The sequence below is a fragment of the Bauldia sp. genome (genome assembly GCF_965232525.1).
Lineage (GTDB): Bacteria > Pseudomonadota > Alphaproteobacteria > Rhizobiales > Kaistiaceae > Bauldia.
Window position 1 is genome coordinate 3,081,721 of record NZ_OZ246980.1, and the last position, 17,486, is coordinate 3,099,206.

Here is a 17,486-nt window from a genome sequence, read left to right on the forward strand (position 1 = left end):
CGATCGGTAAGCCAGAGGCGGCGATGGAGCGGCGCACCATCCGAATCATCGTTCACGGTCGGGTTCAGGGAGTCGGCTACCGCGCCTGGCTCGCTAAGCGTGCGGCGAGGTTCGGGCTGAACGGCTGGGTCCGTAACCGATCGGACGGGACCGTCGAGGCGGTTCTTTCAGGGCCTGCGCCGGACGTCGACAACGCCATTGCCGCAAGTCGTCAGGGGCCGCGGGCCGCGGACGTTTCCCGAATCGAAACAGACACCTACGATGAAGTCGTGACGGACGGGTTCAAGACTCGTCCGACGGTCTGACGGTCTCCCCAAACAGGTCTTCGAAGGTCTGCCGCATGACCCCGTCGACTTCGGGCATGGAGACCGGAATTCCGAGGTCGGTGAGGCTGGTTACGCCGTGTTGGCGTACACCGCACGGCACGATGCCGGCGAAATGGTCGAGCACAGGATCGACGTTGAGGCTCACGCCGTGGAACGTCACCCAGCGGCGTACCCGAACGCCGATAGCCGCGATCTTGTCCTCTCGGCCATCTCCCAACTCGGGTCGCGGAACCCAGACGCCAATGCGGTCCTGGCGTCGCTCGCCCCTTATGTTGAAGGAAGCAAGAACGCGGATCATCCATTCTTCAAGCGTCCGGACGTATTTCCTCAGATCCCGCTCGCGCCGGGAGAGATCAAGCATCACGTAAGCGACCCGCTGACCCGGGCCATGGTAGGTGTACTGGCCGCCGCGGCCTGACCGAAAGACCGGGAAACGCTGTTCATCGAGCAGATCGGCCGCATCAGCGCTCGTACCGGCCGTGTAGAGGGGCGGATGTTCAAGCAGCCAAACCTGCTCAGGCACCGCGCTCTGACGGATCGCCGCCACCCGATCATCCATGACCGACACCGCTTCCGGGTACGCGACGAGTTCATGCGCAATCTTCCACGACACCGGGCTGCCGGCGGATGGTGCCAGCAGATATCCGTCCTTCGGGGTGGGCTTGGTCAACATATGCGCATGCCTGTGCCGCGTAGCTCCAACATAGGTATGTCCGGCCGGGAGGCCAATTGCGGCAGTGGCAGGGCTGGTTTGCGGGCCGGTCAAGTCGCTTGTAAGCGCAAAGGCGATTTGCTAAACGGACCGCGATTTTCACGCGGTCGTGGCGGAATTGGTAGACGCGCAGCGTTGAGGTCGCTGTGGGGTAAAACCCGTGGAAGTTCGAGTCTTCTCGACCGCACCACCTCTTCTTCGTCGGCGTCCAACGAGCGGGTTGGCGCCGTTGTTCTCGTAAAACCGCTACATCTGTCACGCTGTTTGCAGTGACCGGGGAAACGACGCAGTGGCGCGATGGTAGACCAGGTGCCCGCGACGAGGCCCGCTGAAAGGGGCGAAACGTACCCCGTCAGGAACGATCGCGGCGACATCTCCCTGCAATTTCTGGCGCTGATCCGACCCGCGTTGCGCCGACGCGACAAAGAGCGCCTGACGCAACTCATCAAGCCACTCCACGAGGCCGACGTCGGCGACCTGCTCGAGTCGCTCGCCGCCGACGAACGGAGTGAACTCGTCGACCTCCTCGGCGACGATTTCGACTACATGGTTCTCACCGAGCTTGATCAGAAGGTGCGTGCGCGTCTCCTGGCCGATCTCGGGCCTCACGCGGTCGCCGATGGTTTGCGCAAGCTCGAGTCGGACGATGCGGTCGCGGTAATCGACGACCTGCCGCCGGAAGAACAGCGGACTGTCCTTGATCGCATGCCGCTACGCGATCGCATTGCCGTATCGCGAAGCCTTGCCTACCCGGACGAGACCGCCGGGCGGCTCATGCAGCGGGAATTCGTGGCAGTTCCGCCCTTTTGGGATGTTGGCCGGACCATCGACTACCTGCGCGACGATGACGATCTGCCAGATGACTTCTACGAGATCTTTGTCGTTGATACGCGGTTCCACCCGATCGGCACCGTTGCGCTCGACAAGCTGTTGCGACGCAAGCGTCCAATGGCGATCAACGACATCGCCAATCACAAAGTCCGATCGGTCCGGGCGACGGAAGACCAGGAGGCCGTCGCTCGGCTCTTCGAACGATACAACCTGCTCAGTGCCCCGGTCATTGACGACGACGGCCGTCTGGTTGGTGTCATCACCATCGACGACGTCGTTGACGTTATCGAGGCTGAAGCGGAGGAGGACATCCGCCGGTTGGCCGGTGTCGGCCGGCGCGAGTCATCGGAGGCGATCGTATCGGTGGCTCGGGCGCGAATTCCCTGGTTGCTGGTCAATATCGCCACCGGCTTTCTCGCGGCCGCTGTGATCGGCCTGTTCGACGGGACGATCGAGCAAATGGTTGCGCTCGCGATTCTGATGCCGATCGTGGCTTCCATGGGCGGTAACGCCGGAACCCAGGCGATGACCGTCACCGTTCGGGCGATCGCGACCCGTGACATCGGGTCTCAACGCGCACACCGCGTTGTCGGCCGGGAATTGATGGTCGCCGTCGTCAACGGCAGCGTCGTTGCGGTCTGTGTCGGGGCGGGCGCCGGTCTCTGGTTTCGTGATGCGAGCATCGGCATCGTGATTGCTCTGGCGCTGATCATCACGATCTTCGTTGCTGGGCTGGTCGGCTCGTTCATTCCGCTCATCCTCGATCGGCTCAAGATCGACCCGGCAGTGGCGTCGGGGGTCATCCTCACCGCCATAACGGACGTGACCGGTTTCTTCGTTTTCCTGGCCCTCGCCGGCTTCTGGTTCGGTCTTTTGTGAGGGGAGACGGGCCCTCGCGCGATGTTTCATCAGCGTGCAAATCTTTAGTTCGCCAAACCGTTGGCGCCTAATAAAGTCCCGGCGATTCGAGGGCGGGGAGTATTTCGGTGAATCCACTCGATGTGGGCGTGGTTGGCCTTGGCTACTTCGGGTCCCATCACGTTCGCCATCACAACGCTCATCCGGCGGCGCGTCTCGCGGCGGTTGTCGATGCCGATCTCGCTCGCGCGGAGGCGGTGGCTCGTGAATATGGGACCGATGCGTTCACCGATCATCGGTCGATGATCGGCAAGGTCGATGCGGCTTCGATCGCGGCGCCAACGAGCCTCCACGCTTCGGTCGCCGGTGACTTGATCGACGCCGGGATCCACGTGCTGGTCGAGAAACCGCTTGCCGCCGGTTCGACAGCGGCCGCCGATCTCGTGGAGCGGGCGGCCAAACGGGGCGTTGTGCTCCAGGTCGGCCACATTGAACGCTATGCGCCCGTTTTCGCGGCGCTTCGAGAGCAGGTAGCCAACCCGGTCGCTATCCGGTGTACCCGGCATGCGACTTGGACGGGGCGGGCCATCGATGCCGATGTGGTGCTCGATTTGATGATCCACGATATCGATCTTGCGCTGACTTTGGCGGCCGCACCGGTCGTTGCCGTGGCCGCCAGCGGGGTATCGGTGGCGACCAACCTCAACGACATGGCTGAGGCGCGGCTGCAATTCGCCAACGGGGTTGTCGCAACGCTGTCAGCGAGCCGGGTGGCCGATATGCCCGAGCGAAGGATCACCGTCGCGGAGCCGGGCCGGCAGCTTACCGCTGACTTGTCGGCGCAGACGCTCACGGTGTCGGCAGGCTCCGACGACGGCGTACGTGTCGAGTCGAAATCACTCGATCGGGCTGACAACCTCGCTGCCGAGATCGATGCGTTCGTCACCAGCGTAACGACCGGAAGCCCGCCGGTCGTCGACGGTAAGGCCGGCCTCGAGGCGATCGTGGTCGCCGAGCAGATCCTGTCCGAGATCGATCGGACGCGCAGAACACGCGTAACGTAGTAGCCTTAGACGGAGTTCGTTTCCCATGGCGTCACCCCAAGCCGTTGCCAATCATCCGCCGGCAAACGACGATCGTGTCGCGTTGTTTGACCTGCAGCGCCAGCGGTCCCGTTTGGAAGCTGACATCAAGGCGCGGATGGACGCGGTGCTCAGCCATGGGCAGTTCATTCTCGGGCCGGAGGTCGACGAGCTTGAAACCGAGCTTGCCGAGTTTGCCGGTGTCGACCACGCGATAGCCGTCTCAAGCGGCCGTGATGCGCTGATGATCGCGCTGATGGCGATGGGCATTGGCGAGGGGCACGCCGTTTTCGTGCCCGCGTTCACGTTTGCCGCCACCGCCGGCGCGGTGGCCTCGGTTGGCGCGCGCCCGGTGTTTGTCGATGTCGATCCGGCAACTTTCAACATGGACGCGGCCGACCTTGAGCGGGCGATCGTCGAGGTTCGGGCGGCCGGCGCGGTCGAACCCAAGATCGTCATGCCGGTCGATCTGTATGGGCTACCGGCGGACTACGTGGCACTTGAAGGTATCGCCGAGCGTCATGGCCTGACGGTGCTTTCCGATGCGGCTCAGAGCTTTGGCAGTGAGAGCGGCAACAAGCGGGCGGGCGCGATGGCGCCGATTTCGGCAACAAGCTTTTACCCGACCAAGCCTCTTGGCTGCTATGGCGACGGCGGTGCCATTCTCACCACCGATGAAGAACTCGCCGACACGGTCCGCATGATCCGTTCGCATGGCCGCCAGGGCACCGGCGATGAAGCGTCGGTGCTCGGCCTGACGGGCCGTCTCGATACGCTGCAGGCCGCGGTGCTGCTCGCCAAGCTCTCGGTGTTCACGGACGAACTGGAGCGGCGGCGGGCGATCGCCTCACATTATGACGCGGCGCTCGCGGACGTGGTTACGGTTCCGACGGTGCCTGAAGGCATGCAGAGCGCCTATGCGCTTTACACGGTCAGGGTGCCGCATCGGGACGCGGTCCGCGACAGACTAACCGATGCAGGGATAGGGACAGGTGTCTTCTACCGGTTGGCCCTTCATCATCACCCGGCCTTTCAACAATACGATGGCCGGAGCCTTGCGGTGTCGGAGGCTTTGACCGGCGAAGTACTCAGCCTGCCGGTCCACCCGGATTTGAGCGACGCGGAGGTCGAGCGGGTCGTGCGGGTTCTCCGCGAAACGACGGCATCCGTCTGAAGCCTCTCTGCTGTGACGGCAGTCACAGCTTTCGCAATCTGTTTGATGTAGTCGACCGTTCCCTCGAACGGCACCCGATGCCGTCGCGCGTGTTTTCGAACCAGCAACATTCTGATGGAGAGATCGCAGTGAATCCGATTGCGAAAATGAGAGCTTTGGCATCCAAGGTCGAACAGGCCCGCCGGCGCAGGCAAACACGGCTTGCCGTCGAAAAGCTGCCGTTTCATCTTCAGAAGGACGTGGGCTGGCGGCGGGAATAACCCTGCCGTCCACAGACCGACGATGAAGAGCTTGCGGTTGATCTCGCTTGTTTCCATCGACCCGGTTCAGCCCGCCCGCGCCTCACGAGAGCGTGGCCGGCTGGTACGGGTGCGAGCGGCTTATGGCACCTGATCCGCATCGGCATCGCTGAAGCAGCGATGGGTTGATAGCCGCTCGGCGTAACCTCGGCTCGACGGATTGCCGCGTTTGTTTTGAAGCGGATCGCCTTGGAAGGGTTGCGGAGAGCAGCGAATTCGGCGATTGAAGCGCATCTCCGGATAAATCGCTATACCGCAGCCGTTGAAAGGAAATCGCCGTGCTCACCGCGTCTGCTCACGGGGCGACCGTTCCCGTCATTGGATTTGGGACCTGGAATATTCAGGGCGACGCCTGCGCGCGGGCGGTGGAAGAAGCCCTGCGGGTCGGCTACCGGCACATCGACACCGCAGCCGGGTATCAGAACGAGGATGCCGTCGGAAGCGCCATAAGGGGATCCGATATTCCCCGAGACGACATCTTCCTGACCACAAAGGTGTCACCGGACGACTTGGCCGATGCCGATCTGCAGCGTTCAGCCGATCGTAGTCTCGCCCAACTGGGTCTCGATCACGTGGACTTGCTGCTCATCCACTGGCCAAGCAAGACAATTCCCGTGGCGCATACCATCCGGTCGCTCAACCGTGCCCTCGAGCGCGGAGTGACGCGATTTATTGGCGTCTCCAACTTCACCACCGCGTTGCTCGAGGAAGCCTGGGCCGCAACCGACACACCGCTGTTGACCAACCAGTGCGAATACCATCCCTACCTCAACCAGGACAAAGTGCTGTCTGCCTGTCGTGAGAAGGGCATGCTGTTTACGGCTTATTCGCCGCTGGCCCGCGAGGGCGTTCTGGACGATCCGGTCATCAGAGAGATCGCAACACGCCATGGGCGCACGCCCGCGCAGATCGTACTGCGATGGGATGTTCAGCAGGATTCGGTCGTCGCTATCCCCAAGAGCAGCCAGCCCGCAAACATCGCGGCCAACTTCGCGGTCTTCGATTTCAGCCTGACCGACGACGAGATGGCTGCCATCAGCGGCCTGTCGAAATCGCACCATCTGCGGGTCGCCAATCCGGCTGCCGTTGCCCCGGTTTGGGATGACTGATCAGTCGTTTACGAGAACCCGCTGAACCAGCACCTGACTACCGGCAGTGACCCCATGACCACCATCGAATTCACACCGATCAATGACGTTCGTTGCGAACTGGGCGAGGGACCGGTCTATGACGATCGGCGCAACGCTCTTTGGTATTGCGATATCGTGGGGCGGCGTCTGCATTGTTTCGAACTGGCAAGCGAGCAGACCCGCCACTGGGACTTCGAAACCGAGGTCGGTTCGCTGGGGCTGGCCGACTCCGGCCGGCTCGTGGTCGCGCTGCGCGATACGGTCGGCTTGTTCGATCCGGACCAGGAGCACTTCGATGAACTTGCGTCAATCGAGAAAGACAAGCCTGAGACGCGGCTGAACGACGGGAAGGTCGGACCGGACGGTGCGTTCTGGGTCGGTACGATGGACGATCGGCCGGACCGGCAGCCGATCGGGGCCTTATACCGGGTCGATGCCGGTGGGTACGTCGAACGCAAGGTCACCGATGTCACGATCTCGAACGGCCTAGCGTTTTCGCCTGACGGAACGGTGATGTACCACGCGGATTCGCGCGGGCCCTGGATCGATACCTGGGTGTTCGACCCGAACACCGGGGCGATCACCGACCGCAAGCGTTTTGCCGAGCCCGGTGATTCGGTGGGTCGCCCGGATGGCGGCGCCACCGACAGCGAAGGCTACTACTGGAGTGCCGGCGTTTCGGCTGGACGGTTGAACCGGTTTTCGCCCACAGGCGAGTTGGTCGAATCCTATCCGATGCCGGTCGCCGCCCCGACCATGCCTTGCTTTGGCGGGGAGGGACTCGACAAGGTGTTCGTCACCAGCCTGCGTGTTGGCCGCGATCCAGCCAAGCTCGAAGCCATGCCTCTGACTGGTATCGTTGTCGTTGGCGATGCTCCGGTTACCGGCTCGCCGGTCAGTCGTTTTCGGGACGCTTGAGCTTCGCTTCACCTTCGACGCCGCCCATGGCAAAACACTTCGCCGTTTCCAGCACGGCCCATCCGTGACGCGCGCGTTCCGGTGCATGCAGGCTGACCACGAAAGGAAAAAGATTCATGCCGTCCGTCAACATCGCCATAGGAGCCATCCTCACCATGTTGACAATGGCCGCTGTGACCCCGGCGGCCGCGGATCACAAGCCCGAGCATACACTCAAGTTGCATCACTTCCTCGGGCCGAAGTCGATCGCTCACACCAAGATGCTCGAACCCTGGGCAAAGAAGGTGGAGGAGGAGTCCGAGGGTCGCATCAAGATCGACATCTTCCCGGCGATGTCCCTCGGCGGCTCTCCCCTGCAGCTGGCGAGTCAGGTGCGGGATGGCGTGGTCGACATCATCTGGACGCTGAACGGCTACACGCCTCAGTTGTTTCCGCGCACCGAGGTTTTCGAGTTGCCGGGCGTCCACACCAACGACATCGTTGCCACCAACTTGGCGATGCAAGAGCTGTTTGATGAGTGGCTGTCGGACGAATACGACGGCGTCAAGGTGATCGCGCTTCATGTCCATGCCGGGCAGGGGATCCAGATGCGCGATACGCCCGTTCGTTCGATCGGTGATCTGGGCGGCAAGCAGATGCGGATTCCGAGCCGGACCGGCGCCTGGATCATCGAAGCCTTGGGAGCGACGCCGGTCGGTATGCCGGTCCCCGATCTCCCACAGGCGTTGTCGACCGGACGTGTCGACGGGGCTCTCATTCCCTGGGAGATCATCCCGCCCCTGAAAATCGAAGAACTGACCGAGTATCAGATTGAAGGGCCGGATAGCGAGCGCTTCGGAACGGCGACGTTTCAGATCGCCATGAACCAGGGGGCCTACGACTCCCTGCCACCGGATCTGCAGTCTGTCATCGATGCCAATTCGGGAGACGCCATCGCCAAGGACATTGGAGCGGTTTGGCAGGAGTCGGAGGACATCGGCATTGCCGTGGCCCTGGCGGACGGCAACGAGCACATTGTCCTGACCGAAGAGGAAATGGCGCCGTTCCGCGACGCGATGGCCCCGATCATTGATCGGTGGATCGAGGAGGTCGGGGAAAAAGGGATCGACGGCCAGGCCTTGCTTGACGCCGCTCGCGCCGCCATCGCCAAGCACAGTACCGCCATGTAGTCCGCAAGGCCGGCGTTAGGTGGAACGAGCGGACAACGAGACGACCGGCTTAGCGCGATCGGCGATCAGATATTGGGCGCTGTTCGGCGGGGTGGTCCTGCTCAGCCTCGTAGCCCTGACCGGCGTCAGCGCCGTTGCAAGCCTGGTGATCGGACGACCACTGCGCGGCGAGTTTGAACTCGTCCGTCACGGCGTCGCCATCGCGGCGTTCGCATTCCTGCCCTACGCCCAACTGACCGGCGCAAACGTCAGCGTCGATCTGTTCACCCGCGGCATGAGCGATCGGGCCAAAGCGGTCATGGAGATCGTGTCGTCGGTCGTTGTGATTGTCGTGGCCGTCGTCCTGTTCCGGCAGATGTGGTTCGGCATGAGCGACTATGTGAACTATCCGGTTCAGATGGTCACAGTGCCGGTTCCGTTGTGGACCGCGTTTCCGCCGATGTTGATTTCGCTGGTTTTGCTCGCACTGGCGGCCATCCTGACCGGGAAGGACGCCTGGCGGTCCGCTCGAGGTCACGCTGGTCCATGATCGATAGCGTTTTGATCGGGATCATCGGCCTCGCCGTCCTGATTGGCCTCATCGTCGTCCGCATCCCGATCGCCTACGCGATGATCGTTGTTGGCTTTGTCGGGGCGAGCGTGCTTTCCGGACCGCAGATCATCCTGTTCCAGCTCAAGGATTTGGCCTACGCGCAGTTCTCGATCTACGACCTGTCGGTTATTCCCATGTTCGTCCTGATGGGAAGCCTCGCCTCGCGATCCGGATTGAGCGGCGATCTGTTCCAAGGCGCCCGGGCGTGGATTGGCCGGTTCCGCGGTGGTGTCGCGATGGCGACCGTCCTGGCATGTGGCGGCTTCGGCGCCGTTTGCGGATCATCGCTGGCGACGGCATCGACGATGGGTCGCGTCGCGCTGCCCCAGCTTGCCCGTTTGAACTACGCCCCGGCCCTGGCGACCGGTACGGTCGCGGCCGGCGGCGTGCTCGGCATTCTCATTCCGCCGTCCGTGGTCCTGATCATCTACGCGATCATCGTCGAGGCGAATGTCGTTACACTGTTCGCAGCGGCCTTGGTCCCCGGGCTCATTGCGATCGCGATGTTTGTCGCCACCATCGCGTTGATTGTCCGCGTCCGTCCATCCGCCGGACCCAGGGGAGAGCCGGTCACGGCCGCCGAGTTTCGGAACGCGACATTGGGCCTTCTGCCGGTTGTCGCGATCTTCGGCGTTGTCGTCGGTGGCATCTATGCGGGCTTCTACAATCCGACGCCGGCGGCGGCGATTGGCGTCATGCTGGTGGCCATCCACGGATTCGCGCTGCGCCGCTTGTCGCGCAAGGACTGCGTCGATGCCTTGCTGGAAACCGCCCGACTGACCGGTTTCATCTATCTCATTCTGTTCGGGGCTGAGTTGCTGTCTATCTTCATGGCGCGCGCCGGCGTGCCGCAGGCGACCGCCGAATGGCTGCAGGCGAGCGGTTTGACGCCGATGGCCATCATGATTCTGATCGTCGTCGTTCTGGTACTGCTCGGCATGGTCATGGACAGCCTCTCGATGGTCATCCTGGCGATTCCGTTCTTCTGGCCGGTGATCGTCGACTTGGACTTCGGCATGTCCGTTGACGACCTCAAGATCTGGTTCGGCATCATCGCCTTGATCGTCGTCGAGTTGGGCCTGATCACGCCCCCGGTTGGACTGAACGTCCTGATCATTCATTCGCTATCGAGCGATGTCCCGCTCAAGGAAGCGTTCTATGGTGTCATGCCGTTCTTCGGCGCGGAGATCATCAGGGTTGCGCTGCTGATGGCGTTGCCGGCGTTGACGTTGTGGCTGCCGCACTTGTTAAGTGGGTGAGCGGCTTAAGTGGGTGAGGCGGTCTGGCGGCCGGAAGCAGGATCGCCGCGCTTCGGTTTTTGATCGCGGCGCTTCTCCTTGGGACCGCTTCCGTTTCACTGGCGGACGGGGCCGCCGGCGTCGGAGGAGGGTGTGATGGCAACGGAAGAGCGGAAGGCTATGTCGCGGCAGGCGATCGGCATGTGGGCCGGCGGGGCAGAAATCGATGCGTCGATCTTCACGGCCGACTACACCAACCACCAGGAACCGGCGGCGGACGGAGGTGTCCGGACGATCGAGCTGTCGACCTGGATCAGCATAGTCGAGGCTAATCACCGTGCGTTTGCGGATCTCTCGGTCCACATCCTTAAGCAGCTCGCGGATGGCGATCAGGTGGCCACCCACTGGCGGTTCTCGGCGACGCAGACCGGGGCATATGAAGGACGGGAGGCCACCGGCAAACCAGTCGCATGGACAGGCGTTCAGATCGACCGGTTTGCGGATGGCAGGATCGCCGAAAGCTGGGTCGTCTGGGACAAGTACAGTATGTTCGAACAGCTTGACCTGATCAGCGTCGCCATGCGCTGACCACAGACGGCTAATCCTTCGTCGGGTTTTGCAGATCGACGAGAAGTGTGTCGAGCCGGGCGAAGTTGCCCTCCCAGATGCGACGATATTGCTCGAGCCAGTTACTGGCTTCTGACAACGGTTCGGCTTCTATTCGACGCGGCCGGGCCTGCCCCGCGCGGATCGTGGAGATCAGGCCGGCGGTCTCCAGGACCTTGAGGTGGCGGGAGATCGCCGGCTGGCTGATGTCGAACGGCTCCATGAGTTCGGTAACCGTCGCTTCGCCTTCGGCAAGGCGGGCGAGAATGGCGCGGCGCGTGGGGTCGGCCAATGCCGCGAACGTCCTGTCGAGCTGGCTCATACGACTAACATAGCTGAATCGTTATATACCGCAATTGTTATGCTCTTAGGTCCAAACTCTGCATTTCTGTCTCCGGTCTTGTCGTTATATTGGTCGAAAAACCGAGCGGGTCGCCGATGAAAATCTTCAGAAAAAGTTCTGATCTTCTGACCGATGAAGCGATCGGAGATTGGTTGCGGGAGCTGCGGGGGCGACCCTACGTGCCGGAGTCGGGTTTCGACGTAACAGCGGTCATTCGAAGCAGATTGGGGAGCACCGACGGTTACTATTTTGGCGGCGTGAACGTGGAAAATCCCGACCATCGCATCAGTACCCACGGCGAGGAGGGAAGTCTGGCGGCTATGGTGACCGCGCTGGGGATCGAAGCGGAGATCCTCGAGGTCTGGTTGATGGGGGCGCCGAGCGGTTTGGAAAAGGGCACCAGCGACAGCCTCGCCCAGGCGGGCATAACCTGCTGCGGAAAGTGTCGTCAGCAACTCACGAACTTCGCCGGGGAGAGCACACCGATCCACTCGATCGCCCTGAATGGTGCGATATCGACGACAGCGCTCGGCACGCTCCTACCCAACCAGTTCACGTTTCGGCAGTTTCGTCCCGAAGCTCTGTCGCGGGTGCCGGAAGTTCCGCATCCGCCTTCGGTGGAACAGGTCGAGCGGCGATTGGTCCGGTTTGAAGAAACAATGTCCCAAGACGCGATCCTTGGCTGGCTTGACAGTCTGCAATCGGCAGACCTCGCCACCGATATCTCCGATGCCGTGGTCCTCAAACTCGGCAACGGCACCTATGTCTCCGGCGTCAAAATCGAAGAGGCGGCCTATGTTGATATGAGCGCCATACAGTGCGCGGTCGCCATTGCCACCGGCGAATTCGGGAAACAGGACGTGCACGAGGTTTGGTCGCTCAGTCGGGGACGTGGCGCGAAGGGGCTCGTGGAGCAGGGATTTCAGCCCCTCACTCTGTCATCGGTCCAGGTGTTGTTGCAGTTTGCCGTGCATTCCGACATTCCCGTCTATCTCGTGAACGGGCAGGGAGACTGCCGCCCAACGTCTTTGAGCGACAGCTTCGCGCTAGCGCCCCGGTTCAGCGAGCCGGCGCCTGGCGCCGAGCAGGCCGCCGATGGGCGGAATTTCCGCTCCTGAACTCAGGCGACCTTGCGGGTTTCCGGAAGGCGCGCCCACTCTGGCAGCCAATCACCGTGAGCGGCGAGCAGTTCATCGACCAACGACCAGATCTGGTCGAGGTCCAGTTCCGCAGCCGTGTGCGGGTCCATCATTGCCGCGTGATAGATGTGCTCGCGCTTCTCTTCCATCAGCGCCGCGACCGTCAGCTCCTGCACGTTCAGGTTCGTGCGGATGAGTGCCGTGATCTGCGGCGGCAGTGCACCAATCCTGGTCGGCTGAATACCGTTGCGATCGACCAGGCACGGAACCTCCACCGCGCAGTGATCCGGCAGGGAGGTGATCAGTCCGTTGTTGCGCACGTTGCCGTAGATCACCGAGGGCGCGCCGGTCCAAGCTGAGTTGACGATCTCAGAGGCGTATTCGTGGCTCGCCTTTACTTCGATCGTGTTGGCCTCGCGATACTGCTTCGCCTGAGCAGCCCACCGGTCGATGTTTTCGGTGCAGCGCTTCGGATACTCGTCGAGCGGGATGTCGAACTTCTCGATCAGGTCGGGCCGATCGCGCTTGATGAACCACGGCACGTATTCGGCGAAATGCTCCGAGCTCTCGGTGACGAAGTAGCCGAGCCGCATCAACATCTCGTAGCGCACCTTGTTCGGGCACCGAGGGTTGCTCCGTGGCGGCTTGGGGAAGCGGCCCTCCAGATAACCGCGGCGGAGGTCCGGATAGAGGTCGCGATACGTCCCGTCTTCGTTGATTTCTTCGAAGCGAAGATAGAACGCCATGTGGTTGATACCGGCGCAATGGTAGCGGATCTTCTCGATCGGAATATCAAGATCACGCGCCAGTTCCTTGGCGGTGCCCTGGACAGAGTGACACAAGCCGACCTGGCGGATCTTCGGGTATTTGGCCGCGATCGCCCAGGTGTTGATGACCATCGGGTTGACGTACTGGAGAAGGATGGCGTCCGGGCACACCTCCATCATGTCGGCGCACACGTTCCAAAGGTGCGGGACGGTGCGGATGCCGCGCATGATGCCGCCGATGCCAAGCGTGTCGGCGATCGTCTGGCGGAGGCCGTATTTCTTGGGAACCTCGAAATCGGTGATCGTGCAGGGGTCGTAGCCGCCAACCTGAAACGCGGTGACAACGAAATCCGCGCCGTCGAGCGCCTCGCGTTGGTTCAGGTGGGTGCTCACCGAGGCGCCAACCCCCAGAGTGAGCACGATCTTACGGGCAACGACCTCGGAGTCTTCAAGACGCTCCGGATTGATGTCCATCAGCGCGACATGGGCGTCGGCCAGCTCCGGGCGCTGCAATACATCACTGACGATGTTCTTCATAAACACCGTCGAGCCAGCGCCGATGAAAGCGATCTTCGGTCCCCGTGCCATGATCGCTACCTCCCTTCGTTTGAACAGCATGCCCACCGTCGACGCGGGCACCTGGTGCCATCGGTGTCGATGAGCTTCGGCGCCAAGCTACAGAGGTTCTTGTGGACACTTCTTCCGTTTTCCTGTTCGTCGTTTCCGGTTTTCGGGTTTCACTGCTCGATGGAAGGAACAGCCTTGAGCGGTATCAAGCGCGCGGACGTCATCGAAGAGTATTGGTACTCAATCGACTGGGACGTCGAGGCAATCTGGGCCCTCGATCTGCCGGTCGAGGAGATGCCCATCGACAGGTTCCTGTGGCACCTAGACGTACCGATCTGGCCCTATCGCGGCGTGGGTTACGTGATCACGCCAAACCAGGTGCTCGCCGATCCGGTTCGGTATGCCGAGGAGCACGAGCGGTTGACGAAAGCCGATCTGACTTATCCACTCGATGTCTACTTTCATCGGGGCCGATGGATGATCCTCGACGGGGTGCACCGCCTTGCCAAGGCGGTTTGGGACGATCGGGAGTGTTTGGCGGTGCGGCAAGTGCCGGAGTCGGCGGTCACCCAACTGGTCTCGGGCGACACTTAACCGATAGGAGGCCTATGAACGGGCTTCTCGGCGGAATGCGCCCGGCGTCTGATGCATGCGCGCCTGAAAAGCCTCGTAGAACGCCGACAGCGATCCAAAACCGGAATCCATGGCAATCGCCAGGATTTTTTTGTCGGTGGTCGACAGCATCATCTGTGCGTGACTGAGCCGTGTCCGCGTGATGTGTTCCTTAAGCGAAATGCCGGTCACCTTCCGGAAGAGGGTGGTGGCATAGCTCTCCGACAGCTGAACATGGGCGGCCATATCGGAGACGCCGATGGACGACGACGCGTAGTTGTCGACGATGTAGCGAAGCATCTCCTCGACCACGCCGATCTTGGCGGACCCCGCATCGATGTCCGCCGCAGTCCCCGCTCCACGGTAGAGGCACTCCCAATCGCCGGCCGCCAGCCGACGGATCCGCATCTCGGCTTCCCCGGCGAGAATCTTACGCAGGTCGGCATCGTTGCGTTTGAACTCCTCCGCCCACCTGGGGAAGATGAGCGTGTCGATCGGATCGGGCTCCCTCGAACAGATCACGTGCCCGGCGATCAGGTCGCTGACAAAGCGTTGCGGGAGTTTCCAGCTCAGAAGCTGCGACAGCGAAACGTAGACATTGACGATCTGGCCCGTACCGGTGACCGACGTGACGCAGTGCGGCACGGCACCCCAAAAGATCGTCAACCGGTTTTCGGGAATCCGGACGGGCTTGCCGGAAAACGAGTACTCCATCTCGCAGTCGATCAGGAAGTTTGCCTCGACCGAGGCATGGTGGTGGTAGGGCACTGCGAAGATCGTCGGCGCATGCCGTTCCACCAGCAGCGCCTCGTCGACGAGAACCCGCGTGGTGTCCGTATAAGCCAGATAGTTGTCTTCGACCGCCCTTTGAGCGACAGCCATTCTCGAATCCTCAACTGCCGAAACGGCAGACTTTCGTTCGACAAGTGTCGCCTGAAGGCGCGGCTTCTTCAAGCCGCGACCCTTCCGCTGAACCCTACACCGGTTTCCGGAATTTCAAAGCAGATTTCAGGAAGACAGAACAGCGAACGGCCTGCGTATCATGCACAAAACGAACACAATTGATATCAACGGAGGAACGCCCCTATGAGAAAACCGACACGAAAGCTGACGCTGGCCTTGATGGCAGGGATCAGCGGGCTTGCACTGTCGACGACCGGCGTACTGGCGGAGCCGGTGCCGCTGCCGCCGGAACAAAGCCTTTCCACGCTTGAATACGAGCTGCTCGGGCGAGACGACCTTTGGACATACAAGGCACTCGATAGCTACAGCGAAGCGCCGTTTCTGACCGAGCTTGTCGAGGCGGGTAGCCTTCCGCCGGTTGAGGAACGCCTCCCGGCCGAGCCGCTGGTGCACCTGACCGGAGCCATGTCGGACGGCATCGGCGAGTACGGTGGTGTGTTCCGGCATGTGATCGGTGGTCGCCCCGAGGGCTGGAACTGGCTCGCTGGTCAGCATCAGGGCTGGGGCGGCATCAACATGGCGATCCAGGAATGCTTCGTCAGGGTCGGGCCGCTCTGGCAGGTCAAGGCTGAAGATCAGTCTGGCCCGCTGCCGAATCTCGCAAAGAGCTGGGACTGGAACGACGATCGCACCGAGCTGACGTTGCATTTGATGGAGGGCGTACGCTGGTCTGACGGCGAACCCTTTGACACCGAAGACGTCGCGTTCTGGTGGGACGACAACGTTCACGACGACAACGTCGCGTCGCGGATGCCGAAAGATGGCATGGGCGAAGGGACCACCATGGAGGTGATTGACTCCCACACCTTCAAGTTCACGTTCAAGGAGCCGCAAGGTCCCAGCCGCGTGCAGTCGCTGGCCTACATCCAGGGTTGCCCGGGACCTGCCCACATCCTTAAGCCGGAGCATCCCAAGTACAATCCGGACGCCACGTACGACAGTTATCGTAGCGCACAGCCCGCCGATATGCTGCCGCCGGTCGTGCTCGGGCCTTGGGTGCCGGTGATTCATCGCCCCGATGAGATCGTCGTCATGCGACGCAATCCTTACTATTGGAAGGTCGACGAGGCCGGCAATCAGCTCCCCTACATGAACGAGATGCACTTCAAGCTGACGAGCTGGTCGGATCGCACCACCCAGGCGGTCGCCGGCACGGGTGACTTCTCGAACATGGAGAACCCCGGCAACTACGTCGAGGCGCTGAAGCAGTCGCAAGCCGAAGACTCGCCGACCAAGGCTCAGTTCGGTCCACGTGTGCTGTCCTGGGAAATCGAGCTGAATTTCTCGAACACGGTCGGTGTTGAGGACGAGGTCGACAAGGAACTTCGTGATCTCTTCCGCAACAAGGACTTCCGGGTGGCCCTCAACTACGCGATCGATCGCGACGCGGTCGGGCAGTCGATTGCCCGTGGCCCGTTTTCCTATCCTTACACGGGCGGGTTCTCAGTTGGGTCACCGTACTTTGATGCTGACGCGACGGTCTACTATCCCTTCGACACGGAAATCGCGATGGCCATGCTCGACGAGCTTGGTGTCGTTGACACGGATGGGAACGGTGTCCGCAATCTGCCCGGCACGGGAGCCGATATCGAGATCGACCTGACGTATGACAATGGCGAACCGACCGACAAGAAGCAGGTCGACGCTGTTGTGTCGATGTTGGGCGATGTCGGCATTCGCATCCTGCCACGGGCCGTCGACGACATCGATGCCGTCGCCGACACCGGCAACTTCAACATGATCGAGCGCCGGCATCACTGGCTGATCCCGACAAGGCAGACCTGCGAGTACGTTCCGATCTCGCTTGGCTGTCCGGATTGGCATCCCGCCGACAGCGAGGGGAACCGCGATCTCTTCGACTTCGAGGTCGAGATGGTCGATGCGGTCAACCTCATCCAGCAGACCTGGGATCCGGCGGAGGCCGCGGAAGCTGCCGCCAAGATCCAGCAGCTCTGGACGGAAAACGCCTACACGATCGGCCTCACTCAGGCACCGGCGGCATTGTTGATCAACAAGCGGATCAAGAATGCCCATCCGGGCACGCCAGTGTTCATGTTCGAGTGGGCGGAAGATGGCGTTGTCCGCGAACGGTTGTGGACGCCGGAAGGCGAGCAGCTGGATGAGCTGCTCGCGGGACAGATTCCCGAGTACGAGTGACGA

General features: G+C 61.9%; 18 protein-coding genes and 1 tRNA gene. 14 read left to right on the forward strand and 5 right to left on the reverse strand.

The annotated features are described in order from the left end of the window. The first annotated feature begins 23 nt into the window (after positions 1-23). Positions 24-305: an acylphosphatase gene (locus tag ACO076_RS14585; protein ID WP_421723564.1), complete on the forward strand. Its 282-nt coding sequence runs from the start codon at positions 24-26 to the stop codon at positions 303-305. Here ACO076_RS14585 and lipB read toward each other — a convergent pair. Next, positions 283-999, reverse strand: coding sequence for a lipoyl(octanoyl) transferase LipB (gene lipB / locus ACO076_RS14590; protein ID WP_421723565.1), 717 nt, complete (start codon positions 997-999; stop codon positions 283-285). The genes ACO076_RS14585 and lipB overlap by 23 nt on opposite strands. 142 nt (positions 1,000-1,141) lie before the next feature. On the opposite strand from lipB, the gene ACO076_RS14595 reads away from it, so the two are divergent. From ACO076_RS14595 to ACO076_RS14620, 6 genes are all read left to right on the forward strand, one after another. Next, a tRNA-Leu gene (locus ACO076_RS14595) sits at positions 1,142-1,228 on the forward strand. A 119-nt stretch (positions 1,229-1,347) separates the two neighbouring features. After that, on the forward strand, positions 1,348-2,748 hold the full coding sequence (gene mgtE, locus ACO076_RS14600; RefSeq protein WP_421723566.1) for a magnesium transporter: 1,401 nt from the start codon (positions 1,348-1,350) through the stop codon (positions 2,746-2,748). A 107-nt stretch (positions 2,749-2,855) separates the two neighbouring features. Continuing rightward, the gene (locus ACO076_RS14605) at positions 2,856-3,791 is read left to right on the forward strand and encodes a Gfo/Idh/MocA family protein (protein WP_421723567.1); all 936 of its coding nucleotides are present in this window, start codon (positions 2,856-2,858) and stop codon (positions 3,789-3,791) included. Between the two features lie 25 nt (positions 3,792-3,816). Then, positions 3,817-4,983: a DegT/DnrJ/EryC1/StrS family aminotransferase gene (locus tag ACO076_RS14610; protein WP_421723568.1), complete on the forward strand. Its 1,167-nt coding sequence runs from the start codon at positions 3,817-3,819 to the stop codon at positions 4,981-4,983. Between the two features lie 577 nt (positions 4,984-5,560). Beyond that, the gene (locus tag ACO076_RS14615; RefSeq protein WP_421723569.1) at positions 5,561-6,391 is read left to right on the forward strand and encodes an aldo/keto reductase; all 831 of its coding nucleotides are present in this window, start codon (positions 5,561-5,563) and stop codon (positions 6,389-6,391) included. A gap of 54 nt (positions 6,392-6,445) precedes the next feature. Further along, positions 6,446-7,330 (forward strand): SMP-30/gluconolactonase/LRE family protein, encoded by an 885-nt coding sequence (locus ACO076_RS14620; RefSeq protein ID WP_421723570.1) that lies wholly within the window; start codon positions 6,446-6,448, stop codon positions 7,328-7,330. Here the strand turns inward: ACO076_RS14620 and ACO076_RS14625 are convergent. Next, positions 7,308-7,469 (reverse strand): hypothetical protein, encoded by a 162-nt coding sequence (locus ACO076_RS14625; protein ID WP_421723571.1) that lies wholly within the window; start codon positions 7,467-7,469, stop codon positions 7,308-7,310. The two genes, ACO076_RS14620 and ACO076_RS14625, sit on opposite strands and share 23 nt — an antisense overlap. Here ACO076_RS14625 and ACO076_RS14630 point away from each other — a divergent pair. The 4 genes from ACO076_RS14630 to ACO076_RS14645 all read left to right on the forward strand — a co-directional run bounded on the left by ACO076_RS14630 (position 7,447) and on the right by ACO076_RS14645 (position 10,917). After that, positions 7,447-8,499 carry a TRAP transporter substrate-binding protein gene (locus tag ACO076_RS14630; protein WP_421723572.1) on the forward strand — a complete coding sequence of 351 codons (1,053 nt, stop codon included), beginning with the start codon at positions 7,447-7,449 and terminating at the stop codon, positions 8,497-8,499. The two genes, ACO076_RS14625 and ACO076_RS14630, sit on opposite strands and share 23 nt — an antisense overlap. Before the next feature lie 19 nt (positions 8,500-8,518). Continuing rightward, entirely contained in the window at positions 8,519-9,028 is a 510-nt protein-coding gene (locus ACO076_RS14635; protein ID WP_421723573.1) for a TRAP transporter small permease, read from the forward strand. Continuing rightward, on the forward strand, positions 9,025-10,350 hold the full coding sequence (locus ACO076_RS14640) for a TRAP transporter large permease (RefSeq protein WP_421723574.1): 1,326 nt from the start codon (positions 9,025-9,027) through the stop codon (positions 10,348-10,350). The genes ACO076_RS14635 and ACO076_RS14640 overlap by 4 nt, the downstream gene beginning before the upstream one ends. A 135-nt stretch (positions 10,351-10,485) precedes the next feature. Next, entirely contained in the window at positions 10,486-10,917 is a 432-nt protein-coding gene (locus ACO076_RS14645; RefSeq protein ID WP_421723575.1) for an ester cyclase, read from the forward strand. A 10-nt stretch (positions 10,918-10,927) separates the two neighbouring features. Here ACO076_RS14645 and ACO076_RS14650 read toward each other — a convergent pair whose 3' ends face one another. Next, positions 10,928-11,257, reverse strand: a complete 330-nt coding sequence (locus ACO076_RS14650) for an ArsR/SmtB family transcription factor (protein ID WP_421723576.1) — start codon at positions 11,255-11,257, stop codon at positions 10,928-10,930. Between the two features lie 89 nt (positions 11,258-11,346). On the opposite strand from ACO076_RS14650, the gene ACO076_RS14655 reads away from it, so the two are divergent. Next, positions 11,347-12,396, forward strand: coding sequence for a cytidine deaminase family protein (locus ACO076_RS14655; protein WP_421723577.1), 1,050 nt, complete (start codon positions 11,347-11,349; stop codon positions 12,394-12,396). A gap of 2 nt (positions 12,397-12,398) precedes the next feature. On the opposite strand, the gene ACO076_RS14660 is transcribed toward ACO076_RS14655, so the two are convergent. Next, positions 12,399-13,772: an alpha-glucosidase/alpha-galactosidase gene (locus tag ACO076_RS14660; protein ID WP_421723578.1), complete on the reverse strand. Its 1,374-nt coding sequence runs from the start codon at positions 13,770-13,772 to the stop codon at positions 12,399-12,401. Between the two features lie 174 nt (positions 13,773-13,946). Here ACO076_RS14660 and ACO076_RS14665 point away from each other — a divergent pair, with 174 nt between their 5' ends. Further along, positions 13,947-14,345 (forward strand): hypothetical protein, encoded by a 399-nt coding sequence (locus tag ACO076_RS14665; protein ID WP_421723579.1) that lies wholly within the window; start codon positions 13,947-13,949, stop codon positions 14,343-14,345. A gap of 12 nt (positions 14,346-14,357) precedes the next feature. Here the strand turns inward: ACO076_RS14665 and ACO076_RS14670 are convergent, their stop codons facing one another. Next, positions 14,358-15,245 carry a helix-turn-helix domain-containing protein gene (locus tag ACO076_RS14670; RefSeq protein WP_421723580.1) on the reverse strand — a complete coding sequence of 296 codons (888 nt, stop codon included), beginning with the start codon at positions 15,243-15,245 and terminating at the stop codon, positions 14,358-14,360. 204 nt (positions 15,246-15,449) lie between these two features. Here ACO076_RS14670 and ACO076_RS14675 point away from each other — a divergent pair, with 204 nt between their 5' ends. After that, positions 15,450-17,483: an ABC transporter substrate-binding protein gene (locus ACO076_RS14675; protein ID WP_421723581.1), complete on the forward strand. Its 2,034-nt coding sequence runs from the start codon at positions 15,450-15,452 to the stop codon at positions 17,481-17,483. Positions 17,484-17,486 lie beyond the last annotated feature (3 nt).

Bases quoted from the DNA above. Each gene is read 5' to 3' on its own strand.
- lipB (WP_421723565.1), bottom strand. From the start codon at position 999: ATGTTGACCAAGCCCACCCCGAAGGACGGATATCTGCTGGCACCATCC.
- ACO076_RS14610 (WP_421723568.1), top strand. From the start codon at position 3,817: ATGGCGTCACCCCAAGCCGTTGCCAATCATCCGCCGGCAAACGACGAT.
- ACO076_RS14640 (WP_421723574.1), top strand. From the start codon at position 9,025: ATGATCGATAGCGTTTTGATCGGGATCATCGGCCTCGCCGTCCTGATT.
- ACO076_RS14625 (WP_421723571.1), bottom strand. From the start codon at position 7,469: ATGGCGATGTTGACGGACGGCATGAATCTTTTTCCTTTCGTGGTCAGC.
- ACO076_RS14645 (WP_421723575.1), top strand. From the start codon at position 10,486: ATGGCAACGGAAGAGCGGAAGGCTATGTCGCGGCAGGCGATCGGCATG.
- ACO076_RS14585 (WP_421723564.1), top strand. From the start codon at position 24: ATGGAGCGGCGCACCATCCGAATCATCGTTCACGGTCGGGTTCAGGGA.
- ACO076_RS14630 (WP_421723572.1), top strand. From the start codon at position 7,447: ATGCCGTCCGTCAACATCGCCATAGGAGCCATCCTCACCATGTTGACA.
- ACO076_RS14670 (WP_421723580.1), bottom strand. From the start codon at position 15,245: ATGGCTGTCGCTCAAAGGGCGGTCGAAGACAACTATCTGGCTTATACG.
- ACO076_RS14675 (WP_421723581.1), top strand. From the start codon at position 15,450: ATGAGAAAACCGACACGAAAGCTGACGCTGGCCTTGATGGCAGGGATC.
- ACO076_RS14620 (WP_421723570.1), top strand. From the start codon at position 6,446: ATGACCACCATCGAATTCACACCGATCAATGACGTTCGTTGCGAACTG.
- ACO076_RS14650 (WP_421723576.1), bottom strand. From the start codon at position 11,257: ATGAGCCAGCTCGACAGGACGTTCGCGGCATTGGCCGACCCCACGCGC.
- ACO076_RS14660 (WP_421723578.1), bottom strand. From the start codon at position 13,772: ATGGCACGGGGACCGAAGATCGCTTTCATCGGCGCTGGCTCGACGGTG.